Here is a 24,370-nt window from a genome sequence, read left to right as displayed (position 1 = left end):
TTCGGAACAGACCCTCGGCCGGCTCTCGGATTCTTTCTTGTCAATAGTTCTTCGGGAACAAACACGGGAGCCCCCTAATGGCGCAAGCGGAGTCGCACGTCAAAGGTGCGCTAAATCCCTCTCCGGTAACTCCGATAATTCCACGCCAGGCTCAACGTGCCGTATCTGAGACCACGCCGATCAGCGTGGTGGACAAGCTTGTTTCCGGGTACGGCTTGGTCTCGCGATCCTTCCGGCTCGGCGCCACCGAGGGGGATCCGCGATACCCGATATTCACAGCGTCGCTCGGAAATCCCGGCGAGGTCTTGGTCAATCAGAAGCATTGGCAGCACAACCCCGCGTCCGGGAATTTCGACGGCGCAGGAGGGTCCATCGACCCGGCGTTCGCTCTCCGCCTCGCCGTCGCGGAGTCGTTGGAGCGCTACTCGAGCTGCGCCTGGACCGAGGATGCGCTCGTCTGGGCGACCGAAGAGGAACTGGGCGACGAGTGCATCTCCCTCAGTCGCTGGCCAAGGTGCAGCGAGCGCGAGTACGTGCACCCGGACTCCAACCTCATCGCAGCGGACCCGCGCATTCCGCTGCGATGGGTCAAGGGCTGGTCCGTCACTCGCGAGCGGAGCGTGTACGTCCCCGCCGTGCAGGTGTACCTGCAGTTCCCTGCCCTGACTGCGAGCGAGCGGTTCACCCACCCGGTCTCGACCGGCTGCGCTACCCACTCGAGCTGGGAGTCGGCTGTCGTGAGTGGGCTCGTTGAAGTGGTGGAGCGCGACTCGATTTCGTTGACCTGGCTCCAGCAGCTCCGGCTGCCGGAGATCGACATCTCCACCTTCCCCAGCTCCGCGGAGCTCGACGCCTACCTCGCACCGCAGCGAGCGTCACACATCAGGACGCGTTTCTTCGACGCCACCACGGACTTCGGGATTCCGGTGGTCTACGCGGTGCAGCTGGCCGACCACGACCCGGACCTTGCTCAGATCGTTGCAGCCACCGGGTGCCTCTCCCCTGTCGAGGGTGTCAAGAAGCTTCTGCGGGAGCTCGCTTCTCTGAGGATCGCGCTGCGCTCGTTCACCGGCGACATCGCCAAGTACCGCGCGGAAGAGAACATCACCGACGTCATCGGCGGGGCGCTCCGGCAAGGGCGCCTAGACCGGCGCGGGGTCATGTCTTTCCTGCTCGACCAGCGGCAACCCCCGCGGGACGTGTCGACGATGCCGGCGGTCGGCAACAAGCGCCCGCTTGCATGGATGGTCGACAAGCTCGACGCGGCTGGTGCGGAGGCGATCGTCGTCGATCTCACGACGGATGAGGCCCGAGAGTGCGGGATGAAGGTCGTGAAGGTCCTCGTCCCAGAAGCAATGCCCTTGTCCTTCGCGCACAGGTCCCGCTACCTCGGCCATCCACGGCTCTACGCAGCGCCGGCCGCGATGGGGATGTCGGTGCACGACGAGGACGACATCAATTCCGAGGCCCAACCCTTCGCCTGAGCGTGAAGTGGCGGACGACTACAAGTGGGAGACAAGGATGACGCAAGCAATCGGGCCCGCGATTCTGTACATCACTGATGGCAGTTTCGCCGACGCCGTCGTCGACCGGTGGAGTGAGTCCAGGCCTGCCGGCTTGCGGTTACCGCTCGACGCCGCGTTCATGCCATGGCGTTGGCCGTATGTGGATGCCATCGTGCTTGTTACCGCGGCACCGGCCGACGACGCAGCCAACATGCTCGACGAGATCTGCGCGACCACGCGAATCAAGTGGATGCCGGTTGCCATGGACGAGGCGCGGATCTTCGTCGGTCCGGCAGTCTCCCCTGGGATCAGCGCGAGTTTCGACTGCTTCTTGCGGCGCGGCCGACAGCACGCTCGGTTCGCTCTGGACCGGGGGCTTCCGCGAGGCGTCGACCTCGGGTACGCACCTCATGACGTGGCTTTGACCGCCGCCCTCGCCGAGCAGTCCCTCGCGGGACTCCTGTGCGACGACGTCGACGTGATGGGAACGGTCGTCGAGGTCGACCTGGTCACCGGCCTTGTCCAGCGGTCCCGGGTGATCCCGGTCAACAACTCGCCACGGCGCAAGTCCTCGCACCATAGCCAGAGTTCCCCGGAAGAGATCGGCGCGGCATTGCACCTGGCTCGGCAGCCAGTCGAGCTCTCGAGGAGGAATTGATGTCCAAATCCAGCGAGTACGACGCCCGCAAGATCGGTGCGGCGGCTCGATATGACATGCAACTACGGGTGCCGGTTCGCCCACGGCTCCGGCGCGGACTGGTGCCTGAGTTGACGCACGGCGTGGTCGTCGTGAGCGGCGTGCCCCGCCGGCAGACATTCAAGGGTGTCTTCGCCGCGGAGCACCTGATACCGCTCCTTGAGCTCTCATCGGGCGAGAACTCGCACGAGCAGATCGCGGAGCGACTCGGTATCGAGGAGGAGCAGGTCTTCGACGCGTTGGCGCTGTTGTGGAAGTCGGGAGTCATCGAGGATTCCCCCCACCAGGGCTCGCGAAAACCGAGGTGCCGGAATCCGTTGCGACGCAGCTATCACGGCTCGGCGACACGACGGCGGCGAACGACAGCTGGGAAGTGGCGGCTCGGCGGATGGCCGAGGTCCACGTGCGTGTCGTCGGTGCGAGCGCTCTCGCCGAGCAGCTGCGCGCGCTCCTGAGTTTCTGCAGTCAGGAGTCGGGCCCCCTGGGCGGGGAGTCGACCGACAGCTCCCTCACGATCGTCGTGCTCGAGGATGACGACGAGCTCCCCGTCGACCTGGTTGACGCGGTCTGGCAAGACGGCGGACAACTTCTCCGAGTCATGCTCACGCGCGGCCGAGTTCGCGTCGGGCCCTACGTGCGGCGGGGATCCACCGCGTGTCTCGAGTGCCTGACGGCGACCGAGACCGAGGTCCCCCCACGCCCCGCGCCGACCGACCCGGGCGTGACGACCCAGATTGCCGCCGCGCTGTCGGCCCGTCAGGTGTACGCGCTGCTCTCCAGGTCCTTGCCCAGCCACCTCCCGCTCCACATCCGCCAGACGGACACGGAGACTTTCGAACTCGTCGAGTACACGGCCGCCACCCGCCCCGGGTGCCCTCGATGCTCCGCTCGGGTGCTCGAGCAGCCTCGACCGGCACCCCTGAGCGCCGTGTACGAAGCAGCCGTCGCGATTCCGCCGCGCGAGTTCGCTGATCTCAAGGGCCACCAGAACCACTACAAACCCGGGAATCTGTCCCTGCAGCGGAAGTTCCGTACGTGGCCGACGTGCCCGCACCTACCCCTCACGGCGCCGGCACTTGATCGCCTTGCGGTGCCGTGGGCCCGCGCGACGGAGCCGTCGGCATCAGCTGCGGTCACCGAGGCCGAGGTCTCCATCCTGCTGAAGATCTCCGTCGGCCTCCAGGGCATCACCGAACAACGGGTTCTCCGTTGGACTGCGGCGGGCGGGAACATCGGGTCCGCCCACGCATATCTCATCGTGCGGGACTGCGAAGGGATCAAGCCGGGGCTGTATGCGTACCTCGAAGAGAAACACGAGCTCGCGCAACTCGTCGGCTCGGTCGACGGCCTCGGCGGGGACAGCCCAGTCACCGTCGTCATGACAGGGGACGTCGGCAAGGTGGCGCAGAAGTACGGGCCGTTCGGCCTCCGCGTCACGCTTCAAGACGGCGGATGTTCCCTCGCCTCGCTGGCCATTGCGGGTAACGCCCTCGGGATCGGGATCCGAACGAGGAACGCGTGGGACACCGACAAGATCATGGGCGCGCTCACGATCGGACCCGACTCCGAACTGGTCACCTCCGTTACCGACCTGGTGAGGGCACGATGAAGAGCACGCTGGACACGGTGACCGATCTCGTCGCGCAGTTCAGGATCCCGCACACCGAGCACGGTGGGCCGGTCGAGATCCCTTCGCTTCCCGAAGTCGGGAGCGCCGTCGACGTGGTGTGCGCGACCGACGTGGAGCGAACGGACGTCCTGGGAACATTCGTTGCGCGGCGCTCGAAGCTCAATTTCGCGCCGCACGCGCTGCCGAGGGACGACGTCTTGGACGACGTCATCCAGGGCTTGCTCTTCGACTGCTCCCTTCGGGGAGCGCTCGCGACCCAGGTCCCCCTTGAAGCGTTCGTCTTTCTGAAGCGCGAAGGCAGCGACGCATCTGCGGTCTACTCCGTCAGGGCGGGCGGCGCGCGGAGTTTGCAGATGACGCTCACTCCGCAGGAGATGGAGGACCTCGGCGTACAGCGCGAGTTCGGCAGGGCCTCGGCGATCATCACGATCGCGGGCGACCTCGACCAGGCGGAGATGGCGCAGGGCGGATCCGGCTACCCGATGCTCATCGTGCGCGCGGCCTCGGCCGCGTACGAGATGTGCCTTTCTGCGGTGTCCCGAGGATGGATCTGCACCGTCTACGCCGGCCTGATCCCGGCCTCGGTCCGAGGTCGGCTGGGAAGTGATGGCAGCAGCCGTCACCAACTCTTTGCCCTCGCTATCGGAACAGAGAGGAGGTGAAGAAATTGTCGAACCTTGATCTCACGCTCGCCGTCGACGAACTCGAACTCGAGTCGCTGGCGGAGTCCAGCGCACTTGCGTCGGTCTCAACGGCAGGATCCGCCAGCACGACGTCGTGCCCACTCACGACGGCGTCGTCGTTCACGAGCTTCTCGAGCTACACCTGACTGGTGCTGCACATCAGCCTTGCGATTCGCAACAGGGGGTGAATATGCAGAACATCGACCTCACCGCGGTCGATTCGGGCATCGATTTTGAGTTGGAGACAATGCCTGAATCAGCCGCACTCGGCACATTTTCGACTACGTCGACGGCATCAACCGCGAGCTGCCCGGTCTCGTCAGCAACCAGCGTGATGTGCGCTGGGTGCTCCGGGTAATTGTGGAACGGTAAGGACCTCCACTCGTCGGACGCGAACTCGTCGCAGTGCGGCGGGTCGGGACCCATGAAGTGATCATTCAAATGGAAAGGAGAATAGCGTGCCACGTGAAATTGACCTTGTCGGAACGGAAGGTGCGTTCGACATGGAGCTGCTACCGGACGCGAATGCGCTCGGCTGCTTCTCGTCCGGAACAAGCGCAAGCACGGCCTCGTGCCCGTTGACTTCTGCTTCGACGCTCTCGACCGCATCGACGGCGAGCGCATGAGCGGGGGTAGGTCATGACGCCATCGGGCATCGATTTCGTTTGTCTGGAGGATCAGGGTCTGGACATCGAGTCCCTTCCCGAGTCCAGCGCCCTCGGGTGCTGGTTCTCATCCTCGACGGCCTCGACGGCGTCGTGCCCGCTGACCAGCGCATCCAGCGCGACCTCGGCGTCGACCTTCGGCTGAGTTACACCCGAGCCGCCGCTGGTGCACAGCGGACGTAGTACCAGCTCACAGGAGAGAGTCGAAGTGGGAGAAAGCATCGTAGGCCCTGAGCTCTTAGCCCGTCCGCAACTAAGGGCGGGACTCGAGATCCTCAAGGGGATGGACGGCCTCGACCTGATCTTTGATCCAGGGACAGGTTCCTACCATCGGCTCTCTCCTGCGAGTCTGGCAGTTGTCAAGGTGCTTGATGGAAGCCGGACGATCGACGAAGTCGTCGCGGCGATCGGACCGGCCGGGGCACCGGCGTCGGCCGACCTTCGAGAGCGCGTCGAGGAGTTTGTCGGAACTCTCGCAGAGCGGGGCCTGCTCGAGGGGTCCCAACCGCAGGTCACCCGCCCGATTCGGCGCTACTCCTTCGCCCGCCTCATGCCGCGCATCATCCTCGTGCGCAACATGAGTGCCCTGCTCGAGCCCTTCGCCGCCGTCGTCCGCGGGTGGAACCCGGCCGTCCTCGGTGCCCTGCTCTCAATGGTCGCGATGGTCGGCTTCGGGTTCGGCCTGGTCGAGCAATTGAGGCACGGTGCCGGGATCGCCCCCATGTCGCTCGCCGCCGTCCGCTTGACGCTCCTTGCGACGGCCGTCCAGATCGTCGCGGTTGCTTTCCATGAGACGTCGCATGCATTCGCAGCCCAGGTGTTGAAGGTGCCGGTCCGGGGGCTCGGGGTCGCGATGCTCTTCTACGTCATGCCCGTCGCGTACGTCGACCGGACCGACGCGTACAGGCTCGAGTCGCGCAGGTCACGCATCGCCATCGCGGTGGCGGGGATGGTCCATGACGGCATCTTCACCGGTTTGGTCGCGCTCGTCGCCGGCCACGCGACCGGTGACCTCGGGCAGGTCGCGCGGGTTGTCCTGCTGTTCCAACTGATCATGCTGGCCACGAACCTCAATCCGCTGATCCCCTCGGACGGGTACTCCGCAGTCGAGATCGCGATCGGCGTCGTCGATGCGCGCGGCCGATCCGCCGCCTTCTTGAAGCACGCCCTCCTACGACGTGAGCTTCCCCCGCACCTGCGAGCGATGAGTGCGCGCCAGAAGGCGATGTACCGGGTCTTCGGGGCGATCTGCGCGATCTATGTGGCCTTGCTTGTGGGCATCATCCTGCTGCACACGCTCCAGGTGTTCCAGGCGGCTGTTACTGAGGCCGCTCGATGAGCCTTGACGTACTCGGGACGGGCGTCGTTGTGGCGCCGCTCACTCTCCAACGCGTCGGTGGTCTGCCTGCCGACGTCCTGGACATCGTGAGCGATCGCCTGAGGTCAGTCCTCCTCGAGCACAGGAAAGCCGTTCTGGGTCTGGACGACCTCGCCCTGCGCCTCGGCGACGCGCTCTATGCCGTGATCCCGCGGTTCGAAGACAAGCGCCTACGACGTCAGGTCCTGAGGATCCGGCGGCTCGTGCACCAGCGATCCGGCCTGCAGTGGGAACCGGGGGTCCGGGACGCGCTCGACCAGGAATTGGAGCCGGGCCAACGGGCGGATCTCGACCGGTGGGATGTACTCAGCAATCAGGCGGCAAGGGCTGCGGCTGAGCTCGGCCCGCTCGTCGAGAATGACCACCGGCTCGTGGTTGAGCAGTTGGCGTATGCGTTCGAGGCGGCCGGCTACGCGGAGTCCCTCGCCCTCGTCGCGGCCGATTGGAGCCGATGGGCGGCGACGAGCGCGAAGCACGGTGGGGCGAAGTCGCGCCGGACCGAGCTCCTGTACGCGATGCGCAGCGCCGCCAAGACCAGTCCGCTCTCGGGTCTGACCACGGTCCGTGTGGCTGGCTCGCGGGGAGCAGGGCGTGCTACGAGCCGCGTCTCGTGCCAGGACGCGGTCGGCGTGCTGTACGGGCTGGCGGCGTCGAGCGAGACCGCGTCCTCGCTGAGGTATCGGGCGGCGGAGTCCGTGCTGAGCGGCCCGGCGGCAGATGCGAGCCTGATGATGGTTTCCCTGCCGGCCTTTCGCAACGGACTCGTCTACCGGGACGACCAGGTCGTCCGGTCGAGCTCGGTTCTCCGGTGGCTCGACGCGCTCGGGATTGACGAGCTGGGCTATGACGAGGTGACTCGCGCACTTGGCGGCACACGACCTCGGACACGGTTCACTCGACTGCTCGAGGCCGGCGTGCTGCGCCCGGTGCGGCCCTGGGCGCCGGGCGAGGACCCCTTCGTCGCGATGAGCGAGTTGCCACACCTGCCCGCCGACATCGCGGGCAGGCTCCGGCAGGTCAGCCGTTCCGGCGAGGCTATCGCCGAGGAAGGTGTGCGCGAGCGGCTCGCGCTGATCGACGGCGTCGCCAAGCTCCTGGATGGGCATTTTGCCGACATGGCGCGGCCATCGCCCGCCGGATCGATCTACGAGGATCGGGAGACGCCGGCCCACCTGTCACCCGAGGAATCGTGCCTCACCGAGGAGGTCCTGGGGAGCCTGGCGAGCACGATCCGGCCGCACCTCTTCCGCTCGCATGCCTACGACCTGCTCGTCGAGCGGCTCGTCGCTGAGGTCGGGGTAGGCGGTACCTGCGACGACCCGTTGACCTTCTTCATGCGTATGTGCGTCGACGAGGACGGGGACTCGGGACTCTTGGCGGCGCAGATGCTCGACCTGAGGATGCGCGACGATCCCGGCGAGCGCGCGTGGCTGCCGGTCAGCCCGACGAGCGCGGCTCCGCATGTGGGCGTCTACCTCCAGTCGTGGGCGGCGCGCGACCCGCACGACTCGACGCTCGTCGTCAACCAGCTCGGCACTGGTACCGGCTCGCTCTTCGCGCGGTTCCACGGGCTACTCGGTAGTGAGCTGGCGGACGCCATCCGCGAGCACATCGCCGGGCTCTGGAGCGCGTCGACCTGCTACGAGCTTCGTGTCTGGACGGACGTCAACACGGTCCAGTCAGCGTGCTCCGGGCTGCTTCCTGCCCTGCAGTTGCCGGGGGAACCCATCGAGCCCGACGGGCTGAGCCTTCAGGACTGCAAGCTCGTGCACGACCCGGTACTCGACACCGTCGCTCTGCTCGGAACTGACGGAGAACCGGTCGGGATCGCCTACCTCGGACTCCTCCCTTCGTTCCAGCTCCCCTCGTTGGCGCGCTGGCTGACAATCCTCTCGGACCCTTGGGTCAACTTGTTTGCACCGTGCGACAAGCAGAGCCCGTTCGCCAGTCCGCCGCGGTTCGCGGATGGTCAACAGGTGGTGCACGAACCGCGCCAGGTCTCCGGACAGGTCGTGACTCGACGGGCGTCGTGGACGTTGAGGCGCGCGTCCGTACCGCCGACGGACGGCACCGACGAGGTGGGTCTGCTGCTTGCTTTTGACGCGATCCGTGCGGCCCACGCGATCCCGGAGGAGGTCTACGCATTCCAGGCGACGACCGGTGCGTCCAGAGGCGGGGACACCCGAAAGCCGCTGTGGGTCAACCTCTCGTCCGTCGACGCGATCAGGATGCTCGGAAGTTGGATCTCCCCCGACGCCACGCATCTGCGACTGGTCGAGGCGCTTCCCACCCGGTCGCAATACCAGGTTCGGGACGATCAGGGGAGGAAGTTCGTGAGCGAGGAAGTCGCGCTGCTGAGGTGGTCCCGATGAGTCACGACGACGGCCGGCTGGACCTTGGGCCCGAGTGGTGGTCTGCGAACCTGTACGTCGAGCGGCGGGACGCGGTCGACGCCGTCGCGGCTCGCGTGGTTCCCTGGCTCGGCGCAGTGACCCAGGAGATCGGTGCGCCACGCTGGTTCTTCATGCGCTACTTCGACATGCGCGGGCATCACCTGCGACTTCGCGTACGCGCGCAGCCGGAGAGGGTCGACGACCTGTGCGAGCGGGCGGCCGATCTCGTGGAACTCGCCCGAATGGGAGCAGGCGACAGCCTCGATCCCAGTTTCGTCCCGGACCGGATGATCCCGGACATCGTGTCCCGTCCCGCGCTCGTCAGTCGCGTGTACTCCCCGGAGTATGCGAAGTACGGGGGGGTGCGCGGGATCGAGATCGCAGAGGGGCTCTTCACTTGGACCTCGTCCTGGCACGCCGAGCACGAGGTGCTCAAGCTGCCGAAGTACCCGGACCGGGCCGCATTCGCGCTGGCCCTCGGCCGGGAGCTCGACTGTGCCTTGCCGGCGGACCTGAGGGACCCGCTCTGGCGTGCGCACTTCCAACGTTGGGGTCGCCGGCTGCAGGGATTCGGACGCGGGCCGGGAGAAGACGTGGCGAGCGTCAGGCGCAGGGTCAGCGCCGAACTCGAACCGACGGTCACCTGGCACAAGTCGGGCGCACAGACGCTCGCGGCGCGGATCGTTGATTCTATTGACGAGATTTCAGAGTATCTGGATGAATCAAAGCGGACAATCGTCCTCCTTGACTACTTTCATATGGAGATGAACCGGCTTGGCCTTAATCCCGTCGAAGAGTGCATCGTCGGAACATTGGTAGACGGTGGCGTCGGCGCGTCGCACGCGTTTCCGGTACGCAAGAAAGTGGAGGTAGTCGCGTGACACTGCTCGTAGAACTGAAGGACGTCTTCAAGAAGTATGGCGGAGAAACGTCACGAGAGGCTGCGGTCGACGGGGTGAGCTTCCAGTGCCAGGAGGGACGGGTCCTGGCACTGCTCGGCCCGAATGGGGCAGGGAAGTCGACCTGCATCGACATGATTGCCGGGCTGAAGCGACCCACCGCAGGATCGGTCACCACTCTCGGGGTGGATCCCTTCGTGTCGCGACAAGTGGTGCAGGCCGGTGTGGGGGTGCAGCCGCAGCACGCGGATCTCTTCGAGAACATCACGGTGCAGGAGGTGTTCGAGCTCTGGACCTCCTTTTACGCGAAGGCAGCTACGACGCGGGAGATGCTGCAGCTCCTCAACCTAGAGGCCTCCGCGAAGATGCGGGTGCGGCAGCTCTCCGGCGGTCAACGACAGCGGGTGCTCGTGGGCCTCGCACTGGTGTCCCGGCCGCGGCTCGTGGTGCTCGACGAACCGACGAGCGGGCTCGATCCCAATGCACGCGAAGACCTCTGGAAGATCATCAAAGAACGTCGCGACGAAGGTATGACCGTCCTGTTGTCAACACACAACATGGAGGAAGCGGAGCAGGTTGCCGATGACGTCGTGATCCTCTCCGATGGTGTCGTCGTCGCTGACGGAACGGCCAAGGGGCTCGTCGCACGCTACGGCGCAGGCGACACCGTCACCCTGACTGTGCCAGCCGGTTCCCTTACCGAAGCGCTCGCGTCCATCGCCGGAGTCCAGCAAGTCGTGGTTGAACCCGCGGGAGAACAGTTGCGGGTGACGCTCATGACCCGCAAGGACGTGTTCAAAATTTCGGACGTGATGAGCGCCCTTCCCGTTACGAGCGTCAACATGAGCGAAGGTAGCCTCGCGACGGTCTTCTCACGCGTGACGCGCAGTGCGCCCGTCGACGCCGCCGCCATGGCGGACACGGAGGTATGAAAAGTGAAGAAGCAGCTGTTCTTACTCAATGCTCGCGAGCTCTTCCGTGACCGGAAGTTCTTCATATTTGCGATGATATTCCCCTTCGGGATGCTTCTGATGTTCATATTGATGGGAAAGGCCATCGGCTCGCCGGAGGGTGGGCCGAACATGTCAGTGATATCCGTCCCGATGGCGATCTACCTGGCGGTCACAGGCAGCGGCCTGACCGTGACTGCGGGACCGCTCGCTAGCCTGCGCAAGCAAGGGGTTCTTCGACTCCTCGGCACAACACCCGTGCGTCAATTCTGGTTCATAGGCATGCATCTGCTGGTACGGGTCCTCATGCTGGCCGTCCAGCTCGTGGGACTCTTGCTCGTCGCGTGGGCGTTCGGATCGATTACCCTCGATTCGCTCGCGCCCTTGTTTTTCGCCGGCCTACTGTGTTTGGTGTTCTTCCTTGCCGTCGGGTACTTTATCGGGAGTGTCGTCTCCTCGCCGGATGCGGCTAGCGGAACGTCGACCGCAATCCAGCTGGGTAGTCTCTTCGCGAGCGGCCTCGTGCTGCCGTTTGCTTTCCTGCCCAAAGCCGTTGTGGCCGTCCTGACACTTCTGCCCACCACCTTCGCCGCTGATCTCCTTGTCGGATCCATCCCAACGCTCGATGCGGCGCACCCGGCAGTGATGTCGGTGCTCGTCGTTATGGGTTCGGCGTTATCCGTGCTTTGCTTGGCGGTGTGGAAGTTCCGTTGGAACGATCTTGACAGTTAATAGAGAGGTTGCAGGCGATGACAGAGAATAAGACAGTTGACGGTATTTCGGTTTACGCGATGGGGACGCTCCGGGTCGAGCTCTCGGACGGCAAGAAGGTCAATGCGCAGCGGCGTGCACCACTGCTCGCGCGCGTCGACCTTGAGACCGGACGGGTCGAGCTCTACGTCGACGAGAAGGGCATCCAGATCCTGACCCCGTAGGTGTGCTAACGCGGGTGTTCACGACGCGAGCTGTCATGGACCGATGAAGACTTCCGTGTCGAGGTGGGGCAAGCCCCCCCAACGCGACGCGGAAGTCTTCACGTCTCAGAATGCTGATCACAAGGCGGTGCCGGCGTGGGCCAGGAATCCGGGGCACGGTAGTTGTCGCTGGCAGTAGGCCCGGACTGACGACTTACGTCCTCTGGAGGTCTCCGCCCTCCTGTGCGCCACCTCGCGAGCCCGACCCCCGACAGCGCGGAGCCCCCAGCCGCGCCACCATGAGCTTCCGTTGCGCTGGCTCAGCGCGCCGTCGCTCACGGACCGCGCGCCGGTGGGGCGCAGCCACGCCAAGGGCTCCATCAGCGTCGTCGCGCGGGACAAGATGCGCAGAGGCGGGAACTGCGCTCCGCTCGAGGGCAGGCTTGCCGCCGTACCAACAGGGGAAGCCTGCACTCCCCCGCTCAAAGCAAGTGGGGTAGCCCTCGCCCGCCAAAGTACGAATGGGAGGGGGTAAGCGGACTCGCCTGCCAGATCTACCTAACCTTCAGCGCAGCCGTCGCCGGCCCCAGCCCGGCGCACCACGACGCGGGAGGGGCCCCAAGAGTTGCCCTCCTTGCCGCGCAATCACGTGACTGCAGGCACCTCCGGGGCCGATCCACGGATGGGGTAACAGCGCGTCTCAGGACCGCCTCCGAGTTGCAGCCTGCTGTCCGCGTCAGCGGTCGACGCGGGCGCCGCCGCCGCCGGCGAGTTTGAGCACCTCAGCCTTGGTGGCCATCGTGGTGTCGCCCGGGGTGGTCATCGCCAGGGCGCCGTGCGAGGCGCCGTACTCGACAGCGGTGGCCAGCGGCTCATCGGAGAGCAGGCCGTAGATCAGGCCGGACGCGAACGAGTCGCCCCCGCCCACGCGGTCCATGATCTCCAGGCGTTCGCGGTGGGTGGCCTGCACGACGCCGGTCGCCGGCGACCAGGCGATCGCACCCCAGTCGTTGACCGACGCCGACCGCACGGTACGCATCGTGGTGGCGATCACCTGGAAGTTCGGGTACGCCGCGGCGGCGGTGGCGATCATGGCGGCGAACTTGTCGACCTGCAGCTCAGCCAGGTTCTCGTCGGTGCCCTCGACCTCGAACCCCAGCGACGCGGTGAAGTCCTCCTCGTTGCCGATCATCACGTCGATGAACGGCGCGATCGCCCGGTTGACCTCCTGCGCCTTGGCCTGGCCGCCGATCGCCTTCCACAGGGACGGGCGGTAGTTCAGGTCGTACGAGACCACGGTGCCGTACTTCTTCGCGGCCTTGACCGCCTCGAGCACGGTGTCCGCGGCCGACTCCGACAAAGCCGCGAAGATGCCCCCGGTGTGCAGCCACCGCACGCCGAGCTCACCGAACAGGTGGTCCCAGTCGACGTCACCCGGCTTGAGTTGCGACACGGCGGTGTGGCCGCGGTCGGAGACCCCGACCGCGCCGCGCACCCCGAAGCCGCGCTCGGTGAAGTTCAGCCCGTTGCGCACCGCGCGCCCGATCCCGTCGTACGGGACCCAGGAGATGAACGACGGGTCGACCCCGCCGGCCAGCACGAGGTCCTCGACCAGCCGGCCGATCTCGTTGTCGGCCAGAGCGGTGACCACCGCGGTGCGCAGCCCGAACGCCCGCCGCAGGCCGCGGGCCACGTTGTACTCCCCGCCGCCCTCCCAGACCTTAAAGGAGCGCGCGGTTCGGATCCGGCCCTCGCCGGGGTCCAGCCGCAGCATCACCTCCCCGAGGGACACCGCGTCGAAACGGCACTCGGACGCCGGGCGGATCGTCAGGCCGGTCATCGCTGGGCCCCCGTCGAGGCGGCACCCGTCAGGGACGCGGCCAGGGCCACGGCCTCGGCCGTCAGGGCGGTGATGGCGGCGAAGTCGCCGGCCGCCACCAGGTCGCGCGGGCACATCCACGAGCCGCCGACGGCGACCACCGCGTCGATGGCGAGGTATTCGGCCAGGTTCTTCGGGCCCACGCCGCCGGTCGGGACGAACTGCACCCCGCCGAACGGGGCCGAGAGGGCCTTGATCGCCGGCGCGCCGCCCGAGGTACCGGCGGGGAAGAACTTCACCGTCGTCAGGCCGAGCTCGAGCGCGGCGGTGACCTCGGTCGCGCTGGTCGCCCCGGGCAGGGCGAGCACGCCGAGCTCGGCGCACCGCTCGACCACTGCGCGGGACAGCCCGGGCGAGACCACGTAGCTGGCGCCCGCGGCCACCGCCTGGTCGACCTGCGCGACCGTCAGGACAGTGCCCGCACCGACAAGGATGTCGCCGCGCGCAGCCATCGCGCGGATCGAGTCCAGCGCGGCGGCGGTGCGGAAGGTGACCTCGGCGACCGGCAGGCCACCGGCGACCAGCGCCGCGGCCAGCGGGTCGGCGTCGGCGGCGTCGTCGAGCACGACGACGGGCACGAGGAGGGAAGCGCTCAGGGCTGACAGGACGTCCATTAGAGATCCAATGCGGTGGGGGAACACGGGTGGGTCGCCGGTCGGAAGATCAGCGAGCGGACAGTGCGGTGGCCAGGAGTCGGCGGTCGGCCGTTCGGGTGGGAGTGCGGAGTGAAGTCAGCGAGCCATCCAGCCGCCGTCGGACCGCGGTGGGGCGTTAGCCCTCGTGCTTGGCCGCGTCCCAGACTCCGAGCAGGTACTGGATGCCGAGCGCACGGTCGTACAACCCGTAGCCGGGCCGCGGTTTGCGGGTGGTGTTCTCGTCCCACAGGTGCCGGCCATGGTCGGGACGGATGTACCCGGCGTATCCGGCCTTCGCGTACTGGGTCATGATCCCGACGGTGTCGACGTCGCCCTCCTGCGCCCGGTGGCCGACCTCAGAGAAGTCGCCGTTCGGGTAGTGCTTGATGTTGCGCACGTGCGAGAAGTGGATGCGATCCATGAACGTCGTCACGGCGTCGACCGCGTCGTTGTCGGGGTTTGCCGAGAACGAGCCGAGACACAGCGTGAGCCCGTTGTAGGTGCTGTCGTTGAGCGACAGGACGGTCGCCAGGTCCTTCTTGGTCGACACCACGCGGGGCCAGCCGAACAGGTCGAAGGGCGGGTCGTCGGGGTGGACACCCATCTTGACGTCGTACTCCTCGCACGTGGGGATGATCGCGTCCAGGAAGTACTTGTAGTTGACGTACATGTCGTCGTGGGTCACCCCCTCGTAGGCCGCGTTGAGCTCGTTGAAGCTCGCGAGCCGCTCGGGCTCCCAGCCCGGCAAGGTGAGCTCACCCGCACTGGCCTCCATGTCGGCGATCAGCTTCTGCGGGGTCATCTGGTCCACGACGGCCTTCTCGAAGTACAGGGCCGTCGAGCCGTCGGGCAGCGGGTGCCACAGGTCGGTGCGCAGCCAGTCGAAGACCGGCATGAAGTTGTAGCAGATCACCTTCACGCCGGCGCGCCCGAGCCGCCCGATGGTGGTGATGTAGTTCTCGATCGCCTCGTCGCGGCTGAGCCCGAGCACGGTCTTGCCCAGCTTGATCGACTCGTGCACGTTGACCGACTCGACCACCGTGGCGTCGAGGTTCTTGGTGACGCCGCGCGCGGCGGCCTCGGCAGGGATCGTGGTGATCCTGGCGATCTCCGCCTCGATCTCCGCGGTCTCCCACACCTCACCGGCCTGCTTGTGGTGCAGGCTCCAGACGATCGTCTCGACCCCGGGGATCTGCCGGATCTCGTCGAGCGTGACCGTGTCGTTCCCCTCGCCGTACCAGCGAAAGCCCATCTTCATCGTCGTTCCTCCTCGTGCGGGAGGCCACCGTGCTGCGCAGCGCAGTCAGGCGGCGTCGGATCAGGTCAGTGGGAGCCGAGGTCGGCGGACGCGAGTGCGGTGGCATGCTCGACCACAGCCGCCACGAGTCCCGAATGCGTGCCTGTGCCGTCTGGCAGCACGCCGGGTAGCGCTACGAGCGCTGTCGCCACGGCGGGGACGTCGTCGAGGCCGACCGCGCGCACCGCACTCGTCAGCTGCGCCGCGCCCGCGGGGTCGCCCAGTTCCACGCCGTCGCGCACGGCGCGCCGCACGAACTCGCTCCAGGCGGCAAGGCCGTAGGCCACGCCCTGCGGAACGCGGCCCCGCTCTAGGCTCCACGTCGCCGCGACGCCCCAGCGGAAGGGGATCTTCTGGGTCCCGTCTGTGGAGACCTGGCGCGTGGTGTGTCCGGTTGCCGGGTTGGCGAATCGGCGCAGCAGCTCCTCGCCGTAGGCGCGCAGGTCCGCACCGGCCGGCGCCGTGAGCGTCGGGAGCGCGTCGTCGAACATGAATGCTCGGGCATGGTCCACGATCGCGGCGTCCGTCACGGCCTCTGCGAGGGTGGTGTGCCCGGCCAGGCGGCCGGCGTAGGCCAGCAGGGAGTGCGTCCCGTTGAGCAGGCGAAGCTTCGCGTTCTCCCAGGGGACGACGTCGTCGGTCAGTTCCGCGCCGACCAGTTCCCAGGCCGGGCGCGGCGCGGCGAAGTTGTCCTCAATGACCCACTGGGTGAAGGGCTCGGCGAGAATTGCGCCCTCGTCGCGAGCTCCGATCATGGTGGCCACCCTGTCGAGCACCTCGGGGGTGGTGGCGGGCGTGATGCGGTCGACCATCGAGCCCGGGAAGGTCACCGATCCGACGAGCCAGGTGCGCAGAGCCGCGCCGGCGGCGCCAGGGAGGGCGATGTCGATGAACTCGTCGACGACGGCTTTGAGCACCTTGCCGTTGTCGGGCATGTTGTCGCAGGAGAGCACCGTGAGGGGGTGTCCGCCTGCACGCCGCCGCGCGGCCAGGCCGCGTACGAGCAGCCCGATTGCGGTGGCAGCTGGCGATGCAGCGGACACTTCGTCGGAGCCGGCGGCCTCTTCGTCCGCGAGGGCCTTGAGGTCCGGGGCGGCCTGGCCGGAGTCAAGGTGCCCGTCAGGGCGGCGGGTGTATCCCTTCTCCGTGACCGTCAGCGTCACCAGGTGCGTGGTCGGCGCGGTCATGGCTCGAAGCAGGCGCGGAGTCTCGTCGCCCGGGTAGGCGACGTCGACCACGGATCCGACCACTCGCGCCGACTCAACGACCGTCCCCTCATCGTCCAGGCCGACCGAGAGCACGGTGTACAACCCGCCCTGCGTGCGCACCGCGTCGACGAGTTGCGGCGTCCTTTCGACGTCCCCGAGGATTCCCCATCGCAGGTCGCCGGTCGCGGCCATGGCGTCCTCGGTGTAGACCGCCTGGTGACCGCGGTGGAAGGCTCCCCAGCCCAGGTGCACGATCCCGATTCCCTCCGGGGTCACCCGGGGAGAGGTCACCCCTTCTGCGAGTGGAATACCTGCTCGCAGGCGGGGTAGGTCGGCACTCGGCTCGGTGTTAGCCATCACGTTCCTTAGATGTTGCGGTCGGTGGTCTGGTGTGAGGGGCGAGGCGAGCGATCTCGGCGGGCAGCACGCGCCACCTGGCCCGGCCTCGGTAGAGCTGGAGGCCGTTACTCCCTCGGTAGCGGCTCCGTGGGGTGCTCGGACGGCTGTGCGCCGTCCGAGCACCTCCTTGGTTAGCTCAGACGGAGCATCACTTTGCTGCTGCCGGTGCTGCGGTCCGCTGCCACGCGCATGGCTTCGGCTGCGTCCTCGATCCCGAAGGTGTGGGTCATGAGCGGGTCGACGTCCAGGCCCGCGGCGAGGGCGGCGATGGAGTCGTCGATCTCCTCGGAGAACCGGTAGGAGCCGATCCAGGTGATCTCGCGACTGACCAGATCGCCGAGGGCGGCGGTCATCTCGGGGCCGGGAAGGTTCCCGACCTGGACGAGAGTGCCGCCCTTCGCGGTGGCATGGAGCACTGCGCCGATGGCCGCGGGGACGCCGGAGGCCTCGAAGACCAGCTCGACGTCGGACGGAAGTTGCCCGCTGGATACGTCGACGATGTGGTCTGCGCCCATTGCCCGGGCGACTTCGAGGGACGATGCCGAGACGTCCGCAGCCACGACCGTCGCGGCGCCGGCGAACTTGGCTGCCGCCACGATGAGAGCTCCGATCGGGCCGCAGCCGTTGACGAGCACCGTGCGTCCGGCGACGTTGACCCGCTGTATGGCGTGGATTGCGACGGCTAGGGGCTCCGCGACGGCGCCCTGCTTGGTCGTGACGCCCACCGGCAGCGGCCTGATCTGGTCGGCCCGCACGGCCTTAAGTTGGCAGAAGCCGCCGTCGGTGTGGGGGTCGAACCCTGCGGAGCCGAAGTAGCGCACCTTCGGGTAGAGGTTGGTGCGTCCAGCGAGCCGGGCAGGCAGGAGTCCGTCGCCGACGAGTTGTGCCGGCTGGAAGGTGACCGGCTGTCCCAGCTCTAGGTGCGACACGTCCGACGCGAGGCCGACGATGCGGCCGGCGACCTCATGCCCGAGAACCATCGGGTGCTTGAGGACAGCTGTTCCGGAACGGCCGTGGTGCCAGTAGGCCAGATCCGATCCGCAGATACCGCCCCACTCCATTTCGACCAGAACCTCCCCGAGCGCGGGGATCGGATCGGGCACGTCGTCGACCCGGAGGTCTCCGGCGCCGTGGACCACGACGGCCTTCATACTGCGTCCTCCAGTCGGACCAGGTCCCGTCCGCGCACCTCGGGTGAGAGGACGGCCGAGACGAGGGTGATGAGGCTGTAGCCGACGAGCATCGCGGCGATGGGCCACCAGGAACCCGTGACGGCGGTGAGTGTGGCGGCGAGCAGCGGGCCGATTGCGGTGGCGAGGATGCCACCGATCTCCTTGGCGAGGGCCAGCTGGGTGAACCGGGTCCTCGCTCCGAACAGCTCAGCCATCGTGACGCTCTCGAGCGAGAACAGGCCCAGCACCGCGATGTTGTGCAGCAAGATCATCGAGATGGTCAGTGCGACAGGGTGGCCCTGCTGGATGAGGTTCATGAGCGGGAAGGCGAGGATCGCTGAGATCAACGTCAGGACCATGTAGACCGGGCGGCGCCCGTACTTGTCGCCGAGGAGACCCACGATCGGCACGGTGGCGAAGCCGATCATGGAGCTGTACAGGATCGCGTTTGTCGCGATGGAGCGGTCGAGGAGCATCGTCGTGGCGATGTATCCGATGAGGAAGGTCTGGATCAGGCCGGAGTTGCCAGCCTGTCCGAACCGCAATCCGAGGGCGATAAAGAACGCCTTGCCCTTGCGCTGATGCAGTGCCGCCTCGAGCACACCTGCTTCCTCCGCCTCTGCGGCGGCAGCTTTGAGCTCGTCGCGGGTCAGCGCGACTCCCTCGTCGGTGACGTCGGCACGGCTCTCGAAGACCGGGCTCTCCTTGAGGTGGGTCCGGATCCAGATCGCGAAGATCATGAGCAGGAAGCTGAACAGGAACGGGATGCGCCAGCCCCAGGCCAGCAGCTGCTCGTCGGAAAGCACCCCCAGCAGGATCGCCCACATGCCCGTGGCGGCGAGGGTCCCCGTGTTAGTTCCGAGGCTGACGAGCGACCCGATCACGCCCCGCTTCCGCGGCGGCGCGTACTCGGCGAGCATCACCGTCGCGCCCGCGATCTCGGCACCCGCGCCGAATCCCTGGATGAGCCGGAGCACGACGAGCAAGATCGGCGCGAGGAGCCCGACCTGACCGTAGGTCGGGAGCGCACCGATGAGCGTCGTGGAGGCACCCATCAGAGCGATCGTGATGAACAGGACCCTCTTGCGGCCGATGCGGTCGCCCATTCGCCCGAAGTAGATGGCGCCTGCGAGCCTGGCGACGTAGCCGACGCCGTAGGTCCCCATCGCGGCGATCAGTCCGACTGCCGGGGAGACCTCAGGGAAGAAGATCTGGTTGAAGACGATCGCTGCGGCGAGCGAGTACAGCTGGAAATCCATGAACTCCATGGCAGTGCCCGCCCATCCGGAGATGGCTGCCTTCTTGAGGTCCCCGGAGGTTCGTTCAACGTCAGCCCGGATCGTGACTGGCGGCTTTTCCTGCACCATCGTGTGCTCCTTTGCCTGATGATTCGTTCGAGCTTCGTTCACTCACAGGAGCGTCTGTCGAGCAGCTGTTTGCGCATGACTGCGTTGTTCGCCAAGTGCGACGAGAAGACGGCCGAGCGCCGGCGCTCACGCTTGCTCCTTTGAAACGCGTGGACGACCAGCGCGGCCCGACCAACGGCCAGACCACTGCCGTGCATGTCTTGTATACAAGCCTGTTATGCAAGTGAAGTCAACTCCTGCCGAGCCTCGACTCACCCGGAAGACCATCGGGACGGGATGCGCCCCAACCATCCAGCAAGAGACGCATCAGGGCGAACTACACGATTGGTGCGGTCGACACGTCGTGGGATACTTGGGTTGTATGCAAGGGCGTCCAGCCTGGGTAGCGCTGACTCTCTCTCGACGTATCCCACTGCCGCATGAATCGATGTGAGGAACGAGCGTTGACCGCGACCAAGACAGTCAAATCGAAGGACTCGCGCAGCGGGACTCCCCACGCCGCAGTGCCACGCTCAACCGGCCACGCAGTCTTCACCGAGTTGCGTCGTCGCGTGATCACTCTCGAGCTCGCACCAGGTGCCGTCTTGTCGGAGAACGAGCTTGCCTCCGAGCTTGGAATCTCCCGGACACCAGTCCGCGACGCGCTCATGCTCCTGTCGCAGGAGGGGCTCGTGCAGATCTTCCCGAGGGTCGGAACGTTCGTCTCACGAGTGGACCCCCAACGTGTGGCCGACGCGCAGTTCCTTCGAGAGGCAGTCGAGCTCGCGTCGCTGACCGACGTGCCGCTCGAGCCGGACGCCGAGGTGACCCGACTACTTCGCGAGAACCTGGCGCTGCAGCGACTCGTCGAAAGCGACTTCGAGCAGTTCTTCATACTTGACGAGCTCTTTCATCAGGGCCTCATGCGCCTGGCGGGACACGAGGGCACATGGCCGTCTGTTGTGGCAGCGAAGGGGCACCTCGACCGAGCCCGACGCCTCGGGCTCAACGAGGTAGGCACCGTCCAGATTTTCGTCGAGCAGCACACCCACGTTCTAGACGCGCTGCTGCGCGGCGGCGCAACAGAGGCGCAGCCGCTCATGCGCAAGCACTTACGCGAGGTCTTCGAAGACATCGAACGCGTCCGCGAACGATCTCCGGAACTCTTCGCGACCAACATGGGGACTCCCACGCGCAAGAGCATCGCCATCTGGGACTGACACCAAATGGGCAGCGCCTGCTGCCGTCGCGACCCCGGCCGATAGAACCGTGAGCCAAGAACCAACAGGGGAAGCGTGCACTCCCCGCCTCAACCTTGGCGAAATCGAGAGGTGTAGCCCTCCCCCGCCAAAGTACGAAAGGGAGGGGGTAAGCCGACGCCCCGTCAGCCCTGGCAAGCGCGGGTTCTGGTGCCCCTCGTGCAGGACTGTGAGGACTCAATCCTGCATGACGCCCGCCTGATCCATCGTCCGCGCCAACCCCGTGACGCTGAGCGGGGCTCGATACCGCCGTCACCCCGACGGGCGCGTGCCCAAGCCAAAGCAGCGGGGGTTCGCTCACGCGATTCGCCCTCAAGCTCGACCAAGCCGACCCGTCACCCGACCGCCGCCAGAGTCAGGCCGGCGGCAAAGACGGCCGCGCGCCATCGACGCATAGGTGGCAATTAGCTCTGTTCGACGTGGCCGACACTCAGAGGCTGAGGGGCCAGGGGGTTCCCGCTGAGCGAGTCGCTCGTCCTTCTGGGAAGCGCCAACGACACCCTCAACGTCGTCTGCCAGGTCATGGGCATGACCTACTAGACCGCCGGATCCCGAGCAAGGCCGTGCCCCCACTGCTGTCGACGCCACTCGTGAGCCCGGCCGGATGAAGGCAGCCGAGCGATTAGCGGCATTTCGGCATGACACCACCTTCCGACAGGCAGTTGGTGCCAAGTGCTGAGTCGGCCATCCACACCCTGCGCGACTCGGGCATCGTCGTGCTCCTCATCAGCCATAACTTCGACCAGGTCATGCGTCTGGCCGACCACATCTGGGTGATGCGAGCGGGCGTCGCCGTCGCTGGGCGGCGCGCGTCCGAGACCACGGGCGACGAACTCGTCGCGCTCATCACCGGCGCACGAGCGGCGTAGGGGCGACATGTTCCCTCCGACAGGCGACGCCACGGCGCGCAACCCCCTCCGAGGCGTGGTTCTGCGAGACGTCGGGCGACGAGCGCATGACCAGGCTCGTCGACCGCCACCAGCGGCACGGACGCAGCCCCGCAGTTGCACGGCAGTGGGCGGAGTCCGTCGACGGCAAGAACGCCGTGCTCATTGAGGCGACAAGAAACCGCGCCGACCTGGTCGTCTCGGGCTCGGCCGGGTCTGTGAGCTTGCGGCGCCCACCCCGGGCGTCAGGTCCAGCCCTGCGTCTGGTCGCGCAGCTCGGCGTAGCCGTCGTAGATCTGCGGCTGTGGAGCGGCCTCGAAAGTGGTGAACGCGGCGCCCTTCCAGTCGGGCGGGGTGGCGTCGCCGCTCAGCGCCCACACAGCCTGGCGGGCGGCGCCCAGTGCGACGTACTCGCCGGCATCGGGCACGTCGACACCGACGCCGAACACCTGCGGGGCGATCCGCCGCACCGCCTCCGACTGGGCGCCGCCGCCGATCAGCAGGATGCGCTGTGTGGTGACGCCCGTTGCGGCCTCGAGCGCCAAGACTGCGTCGCGCATCGAGCAGAGCAGGCCCTCCACGAGGCCGCGTGCGAGGTCTTCCCGGCTCGTCGTCGACGTGAGGCCGCGGAGCACGCCGTTGGCGTCGGGCCGGTTCGGGGTCCGCTCACCGTCCAGGTACGGCAGGACGGACACGCCGTTGGAGCCGGGCTTGGCCGTCAGCGCCAGGCGACTGAACTCCTCGTGGCCGACGCCGAGCAACCGCGCGCCGAGCTCGAGGACGCGGGCGCCGTTGAGGGTGCAGGCCAGCGGGAGGTAGCGGCCGGTGGCGTCAGCGAAGCCGGTGACCATGCCGGTGCCGTCATGCACGCTGTGCTCGGCGACCGCCGAGGCGACCCCCGAGGTGCCGATCGAGAGGCAGACGTCACCGGGCCGCAGGCCGAGCCCCAGCGCCGCCGCCATGTTGTCCCCGGTGCCGGGGGCGATCGGGGCGCCGTGCACGGTCTCGCCGACGATCTCGCTCGGGCCGGCGATCCGGGGCAGGCCCACCGCGTGGCCGAGGGCGCGACCGGCCAAGCCGGGCAGGAAGGCCCGGTCGGACGTGGAGTAGTAGCCGGTACCGGACGCGTCACCGTGATCGGTCGTCATCTCCTTGCACCCACCGAGGTGCCAGGTCAGGTAGTCGTGCGGCAGCAGGACGTGCGTGGTGCGCGCGGCGTTCTTCGGCTCGTTGTCCCGCAACCAGCGAAGCTTGGACGCCGTCAGCGACGCGACCATGACCGAGCCGATGGAGTCGGCGCAGCGCTGCGGGCCGCCCAGCTCGTCGATGAGATCGCGGGCCTGGGACGCCGACGACGTGTCGTTCCACAGCATCGCGGGCCGCACGACCTCGCCGTCGGCGTCGAGCGCGACCATGCCGTGCTGCTGACCCGCCACGGAGACGGCCGCGACCTGGGACATCAGGTCGTCGCACGAGTCGGTGAGCGCGGCGCGCCAGGCCATCGGCGCCACCTGGGTGCCGTCGGGGTGCGGCGCGCGCCGCAGATCGTGGATCTTTCCGGTCTCGGCGTCAACCAGCACCGACTTGCAGGACTGGGTGGACGAGTCGATTCCAAGCACGAACTGAGGGGACATCGGTGGCTCCTGGTGGGTGATGCGGGATGGGTCAGACGTAGTGGACCGTGAGGTCGAACCGCTCGAGAGGGGCCCGGTGCTCCGCGGGCAGGTCTGCGTCGACGAAGACGTCGTCGAAGGCCGTCAGGTCGACCACGAAGTAGAGGCCGTTCTTCACCTCGAACTTGGTGGAGTCGACGAGCAGGACCTTCCTGTCGGCCATCGCGACCATGGCCCGTTTGGTCAGGGCCGCCTCGGCGTCGGGGTGGTAGAGCGCGTCGTTCTTCAGCGAGGTCGTGGACACGAAGACGATGTCGGCGGCGACGCGCTTGATCTGGTCGACGACCACCGTGCCGAGGAAAGAGTCGGTCTCCGGGTAGTACTGCCCGCCCAGGCCGACGAGGGTGATGTCCGGGTGGTCCTGCGTCATGCGGCGCATCAGCCCCAACGAGTGGGTGATGAGGGCGGAGGGCCGTCGACCGGCGAGGTGCGGTGCCATCGCCGCGACCGTCGTGGAGTCGTCGAGCGCGACGATGTCGCCCTCGTGCACCAGGCCCGACGCCGCCTTGGCCAGCGCCTCCTTCTGCGGGGAGCGGGTAGCGCGCCGCAGCTGGACGTCCCGCTCCGAGAAGTGCCGCGGGATGGCGCGGGCCCCACCGCGGATGCGCTCGAGCAGGCCCTCGCCGGTGAGCACGTCCAGGTCACGGTGCACAGTCATCGCGCTCACCGAGAACCGCTGGGCGAGGTCTTCGACCCTCGCCGTGGACTGCTCCTCGACGTAGCTCAGGATCCCGACGCGCCGGTTCTCGGGCGTCAGTCCGTCACGTGAGGCGTTCACGTTGTTGTCATCATCGACCGTCTCAGACTTCACAAGCAGGATGCTATCGCATGTGAGAAGTGTGAGCCAAGTCGTGACGTTGGTGTTAAGAGTGTTAAATCGGTGATACTTTTGTGAAGCCCG

Annotated in this window: 23 protein-coding genes and 1 pseudogene; 16 read left to right on the top strand and 8 right to left on the bottom strand. The window is 67.0% G+C overall.

The genetic code is table 11. The features are described from left to right. Positions 1-185 precede the first annotated feature (185 nt). From VTA80_RS15490 to VTA80_RS15425, 14 genes and pseudogenes are all read left to right on the top strand, one after another. A complete protein-coding gene (locus VTA80_RS15490; RefSeq protein ID WP_407341985.1) occupies positions 186-1,484 on the top strand; it encodes a YcaO-like family protein in 1,299 nt (432 codons plus the stop codon). A 7-nt stretch (positions 1,485-1,491) separates the two neighbouring features. Then, a complete protein-coding gene (locus VTA80_RS15485) occupies positions 1,492-2,163 on the top strand; it encodes a hypothetical protein (protein WP_407341984.1) in 672 nt (223 codons plus the stop codon). A gap of 427 nt (positions 2,164-2,590) precedes the next feature. Continuing rightward, positions 2,591-3,811 carry a TOMM precursor leader peptide-binding protein gene (locus VTA80_RS15480; RefSeq protein WP_407341983.1) on the top strand — a complete coding sequence of 407 codons (1,221 nt, stop codon included), beginning with the start codon at positions 2,591-2,593 and terminating at the stop codon, positions 3,809-3,811. Continuing rightward, entirely contained in the window at positions 3,808-4,494 is a 687-nt protein-coding gene (locus tag VTA80_RS15475; protein ID WP_407341982.1) for a hypothetical protein, read from the top strand. Before VTA80_RS15480 ends, VTA80_RS15475 begins: the two co-directional genes overlap by 4 nt. A 5-nt stretch (positions 4,495-4,499) precedes the next feature. Continuing rightward, positions 4,500-4,661 carry a thiocillin family RiPP gene (locus VTA80_RS15470; RefSeq protein ID WP_407341981.1) on the top strand — a complete coding sequence of 54 codons (162 nt, stop codon included), beginning with the start codon at positions 4,500-4,502 and terminating at the stop codon, positions 4,659-4,661. 44 nt (positions 4,662-4,705) lie between these two features. Next, on the top strand, positions 4,706-4,873 hold the full coding sequence (locus VTA80_RS15465) for a thiocillin family RiPP (RefSeq protein ID WP_407341980.1): 168 nt from the start codon (positions 4,706-4,708) through the stop codon (positions 4,871-4,873). A 100-nt stretch (positions 4,874-4,973) separates the two neighbouring features. Beyond that, the gene (locus VTA80_RS15460) at positions 4,974-5,141 is read left to right on the top strand and encodes a thiocillin family RiPP (protein WP_407341979.1); all 168 of its coding nucleotides are present in this window, start codon (positions 4,974-4,976) and stop codon (positions 5,139-5,141) included. A 13-nt stretch (positions 5,142-5,154) separates the two neighbouring features. Then, a complete protein-coding gene (locus VTA80_RS15455; RefSeq protein ID WP_407341978.1) occupies positions 5,155-5,325 on the top strand; it encodes a thiocillin family RiPP in 171 nt (56 codons plus the stop codon). A 138-nt stretch (positions 5,326-5,463) separates the two neighbouring features. Further along, complete coding sequence (locus tag VTA80_RS15450; protein ID WP_407341977.1) at positions 5,464-6,519, top strand: PqqD family peptide modification chaperone; 1,056 nt, start codon at positions 5,464-5,466, stop codon at positions 6,517-6,519. After that, positions 6,516-8,930: a hypothetical protein gene (locus VTA80_RS15445; protein WP_407341976.1), complete on the top strand. Its 2,415-nt coding sequence runs from the start codon at positions 6,516-6,518 to the stop codon at positions 8,928-8,930. Before VTA80_RS15450 ends, VTA80_RS15445 begins: the two co-directional genes overlap by 4 nt. Beyond that, positions 8,927-9,748, top strand: a pseudogene (locus tag VTA80_RS15440) (lantibiotic dehydratase C-terminal domain-containing protein); the annotation flags it as partial. The gene VTA80_RS15445 and the pseudogene VTA80_RS15440, both read left to right, overlap by 4 nt. A gap of 80 nt (positions 9,749-9,828) precedes the next feature. Next, a complete protein-coding gene (locus VTA80_RS15435; RefSeq protein WP_407341975.1) occupies positions 9,829-10,782 on the top strand; it encodes an ABC transporter ATP-binding protein in 954 nt (317 codons plus the stop codon). Positions 10,783-10,785: 3 nt separating this feature from the next. Continuing rightward, entirely contained in the window at positions 10,786-11,532 is a 747-nt protein-coding gene (locus VTA80_RS15430) for an ABC transporter permease (protein ID WP_407341974.1), read from the top strand. 17 nt (positions 11,533-11,549) lie between these two features. Then, on the top strand, positions 11,550-11,735 hold the full coding sequence (locus VTA80_RS15425) for a hypothetical protein (RefSeq protein WP_407341973.1): 186 nt from the start codon (positions 11,550-11,552) through the stop codon (positions 11,733-11,735). 715 nt (positions 11,736-12,450) lie between these two features. Here the strand turns inward: VTA80_RS15425 and VTA80_RS15420 are convergent. The 6 genes from VTA80_RS15420 to VTA80_RS15395 all read right to left on the bottom strand — a co-directional run bounded on the left by VTA80_RS15420 (position 12,451) and on the right by VTA80_RS15395 (position 19,671). Continuing rightward, the gene (locus VTA80_RS15420) at positions 12,451-13,554 is read right to left on the bottom strand and encodes a sugar kinase (protein WP_407341972.1); all 1,104 of its coding nucleotides are present in this window, start codon (positions 13,552-13,554) and stop codon (positions 12,451-12,453) included. Beyond that, entirely contained in the window at positions 13,551-14,207 is a 657-nt protein-coding gene (eda, locus tag VTA80_RS15415; protein WP_407341971.1) for a bifunctional 4-hydroxy-2-oxoglutarate aldolase/2-dehydro-3-deoxy-phosphogluconate aldolase, read from the bottom strand. Before eda ends, VTA80_RS15420 begins: the two co-directional genes overlap by 4 nt. Before the next feature lie 157 nt (positions 14,208-14,364). Continuing rightward, the gene (locus VTA80_RS15410) at positions 14,365-15,486 is read right to left on the bottom strand and encodes a mannonate dehydratase (protein ID WP_407341970.1); all 1,122 of its coding nucleotides are present in this window, start codon (positions 15,484-15,486) and stop codon (positions 14,365-14,367) included. 65 nt (positions 15,487-15,551) lie between these two features. Then, complete coding sequence (locus tag VTA80_RS15405; RefSeq protein ID WP_407341969.1) at positions 15,552-17,024, bottom strand: mannitol dehydrogenase family protein; 1,473 nt, start codon at positions 17,022-17,024, stop codon at positions 15,552-15,554. A gap of 239 nt (positions 17,025-17,263) precedes the next feature. Further along, entirely contained in the window at positions 17,264-18,283 is a 1,020-nt protein-coding gene (locus tag VTA80_RS15400) for an L-idonate 5-dehydrogenase (RefSeq protein ID WP_407341968.1), read from the bottom strand. Next, positions 18,280-19,671, bottom strand: a complete 1,392-nt coding sequence (locus VTA80_RS15395) for an MFS transporter (protein WP_407341967.1) — start codon at positions 19,669-19,671, stop codon at positions 18,280-18,282. The genes VTA80_RS15400 and VTA80_RS15395 overlap by 4 nt, the downstream gene beginning before the upstream one ends. A gap of 443 nt (positions 19,672-20,114) precedes the next feature. On the opposite strand from VTA80_RS15395, the gene VTA80_RS15390 reads away from it, so the two are divergent. Both VTA80_RS15390 and VTA80_RS15385 read left to right on the top strand, forming a co-directional pair. Next, positions 20,115-20,870, top strand: a complete 756-nt coding sequence (locus tag VTA80_RS15390; protein WP_407341966.1) for a GntR family transcriptional regulator — start codon at positions 20,115-20,117, stop codon at positions 20,868-20,870. A gap of 704 nt (positions 20,871-21,574) precedes the next feature. Then, the gene (locus VTA80_RS15385) at positions 21,575-21,778 is read left to right on the top strand and encodes a hypothetical protein (RefSeq protein WP_407341965.1); all 204 of its coding nucleotides are present in this window, start codon (positions 21,575-21,577) and stop codon (positions 21,776-21,778) included. A 263-nt stretch (positions 21,779-22,041) separates the two neighbouring features. Here VTA80_RS15385 and xylB read toward each other — a convergent pair whose 3' ends face one another. Both xylB and VTA80_RS15375 read right to left on the bottom strand, forming a co-directional pair. Continuing rightward, entirely contained in the window at positions 22,042-23,430 is a 1,389-nt protein-coding gene (xylB, locus tag VTA80_RS15380) for a xylulokinase (protein ID WP_407341964.1), read from the bottom strand. A gap of 31 nt (positions 23,431-23,461) precedes the next feature. Beyond that, positions 23,462-24,280: a DeoR/GlpR family DNA-binding transcription regulator gene (locus VTA80_RS15375; RefSeq protein ID WP_407341963.1), complete on the bottom strand. Its 819-nt coding sequence runs from the start codon at positions 24,278-24,280 to the stop codon at positions 23,462-23,464. Positions 24,281-24,370 lie beyond the last annotated feature (90 nt).

It is taken from the genome of Pengzhenrongella phosphoraccumulans, assembly GCF_045689905.1.
Taxonomy (GTDB): Bacteria; Actinomycetota; Actinomycetes; order Actinomycetales; family Cellulomonadaceae; genus Pengzhenrongella; species Pengzhenrongella phosphoraccumulans.
This window is presented reverse-complemented; position numbering and strand designations above follow the sequence as displayed.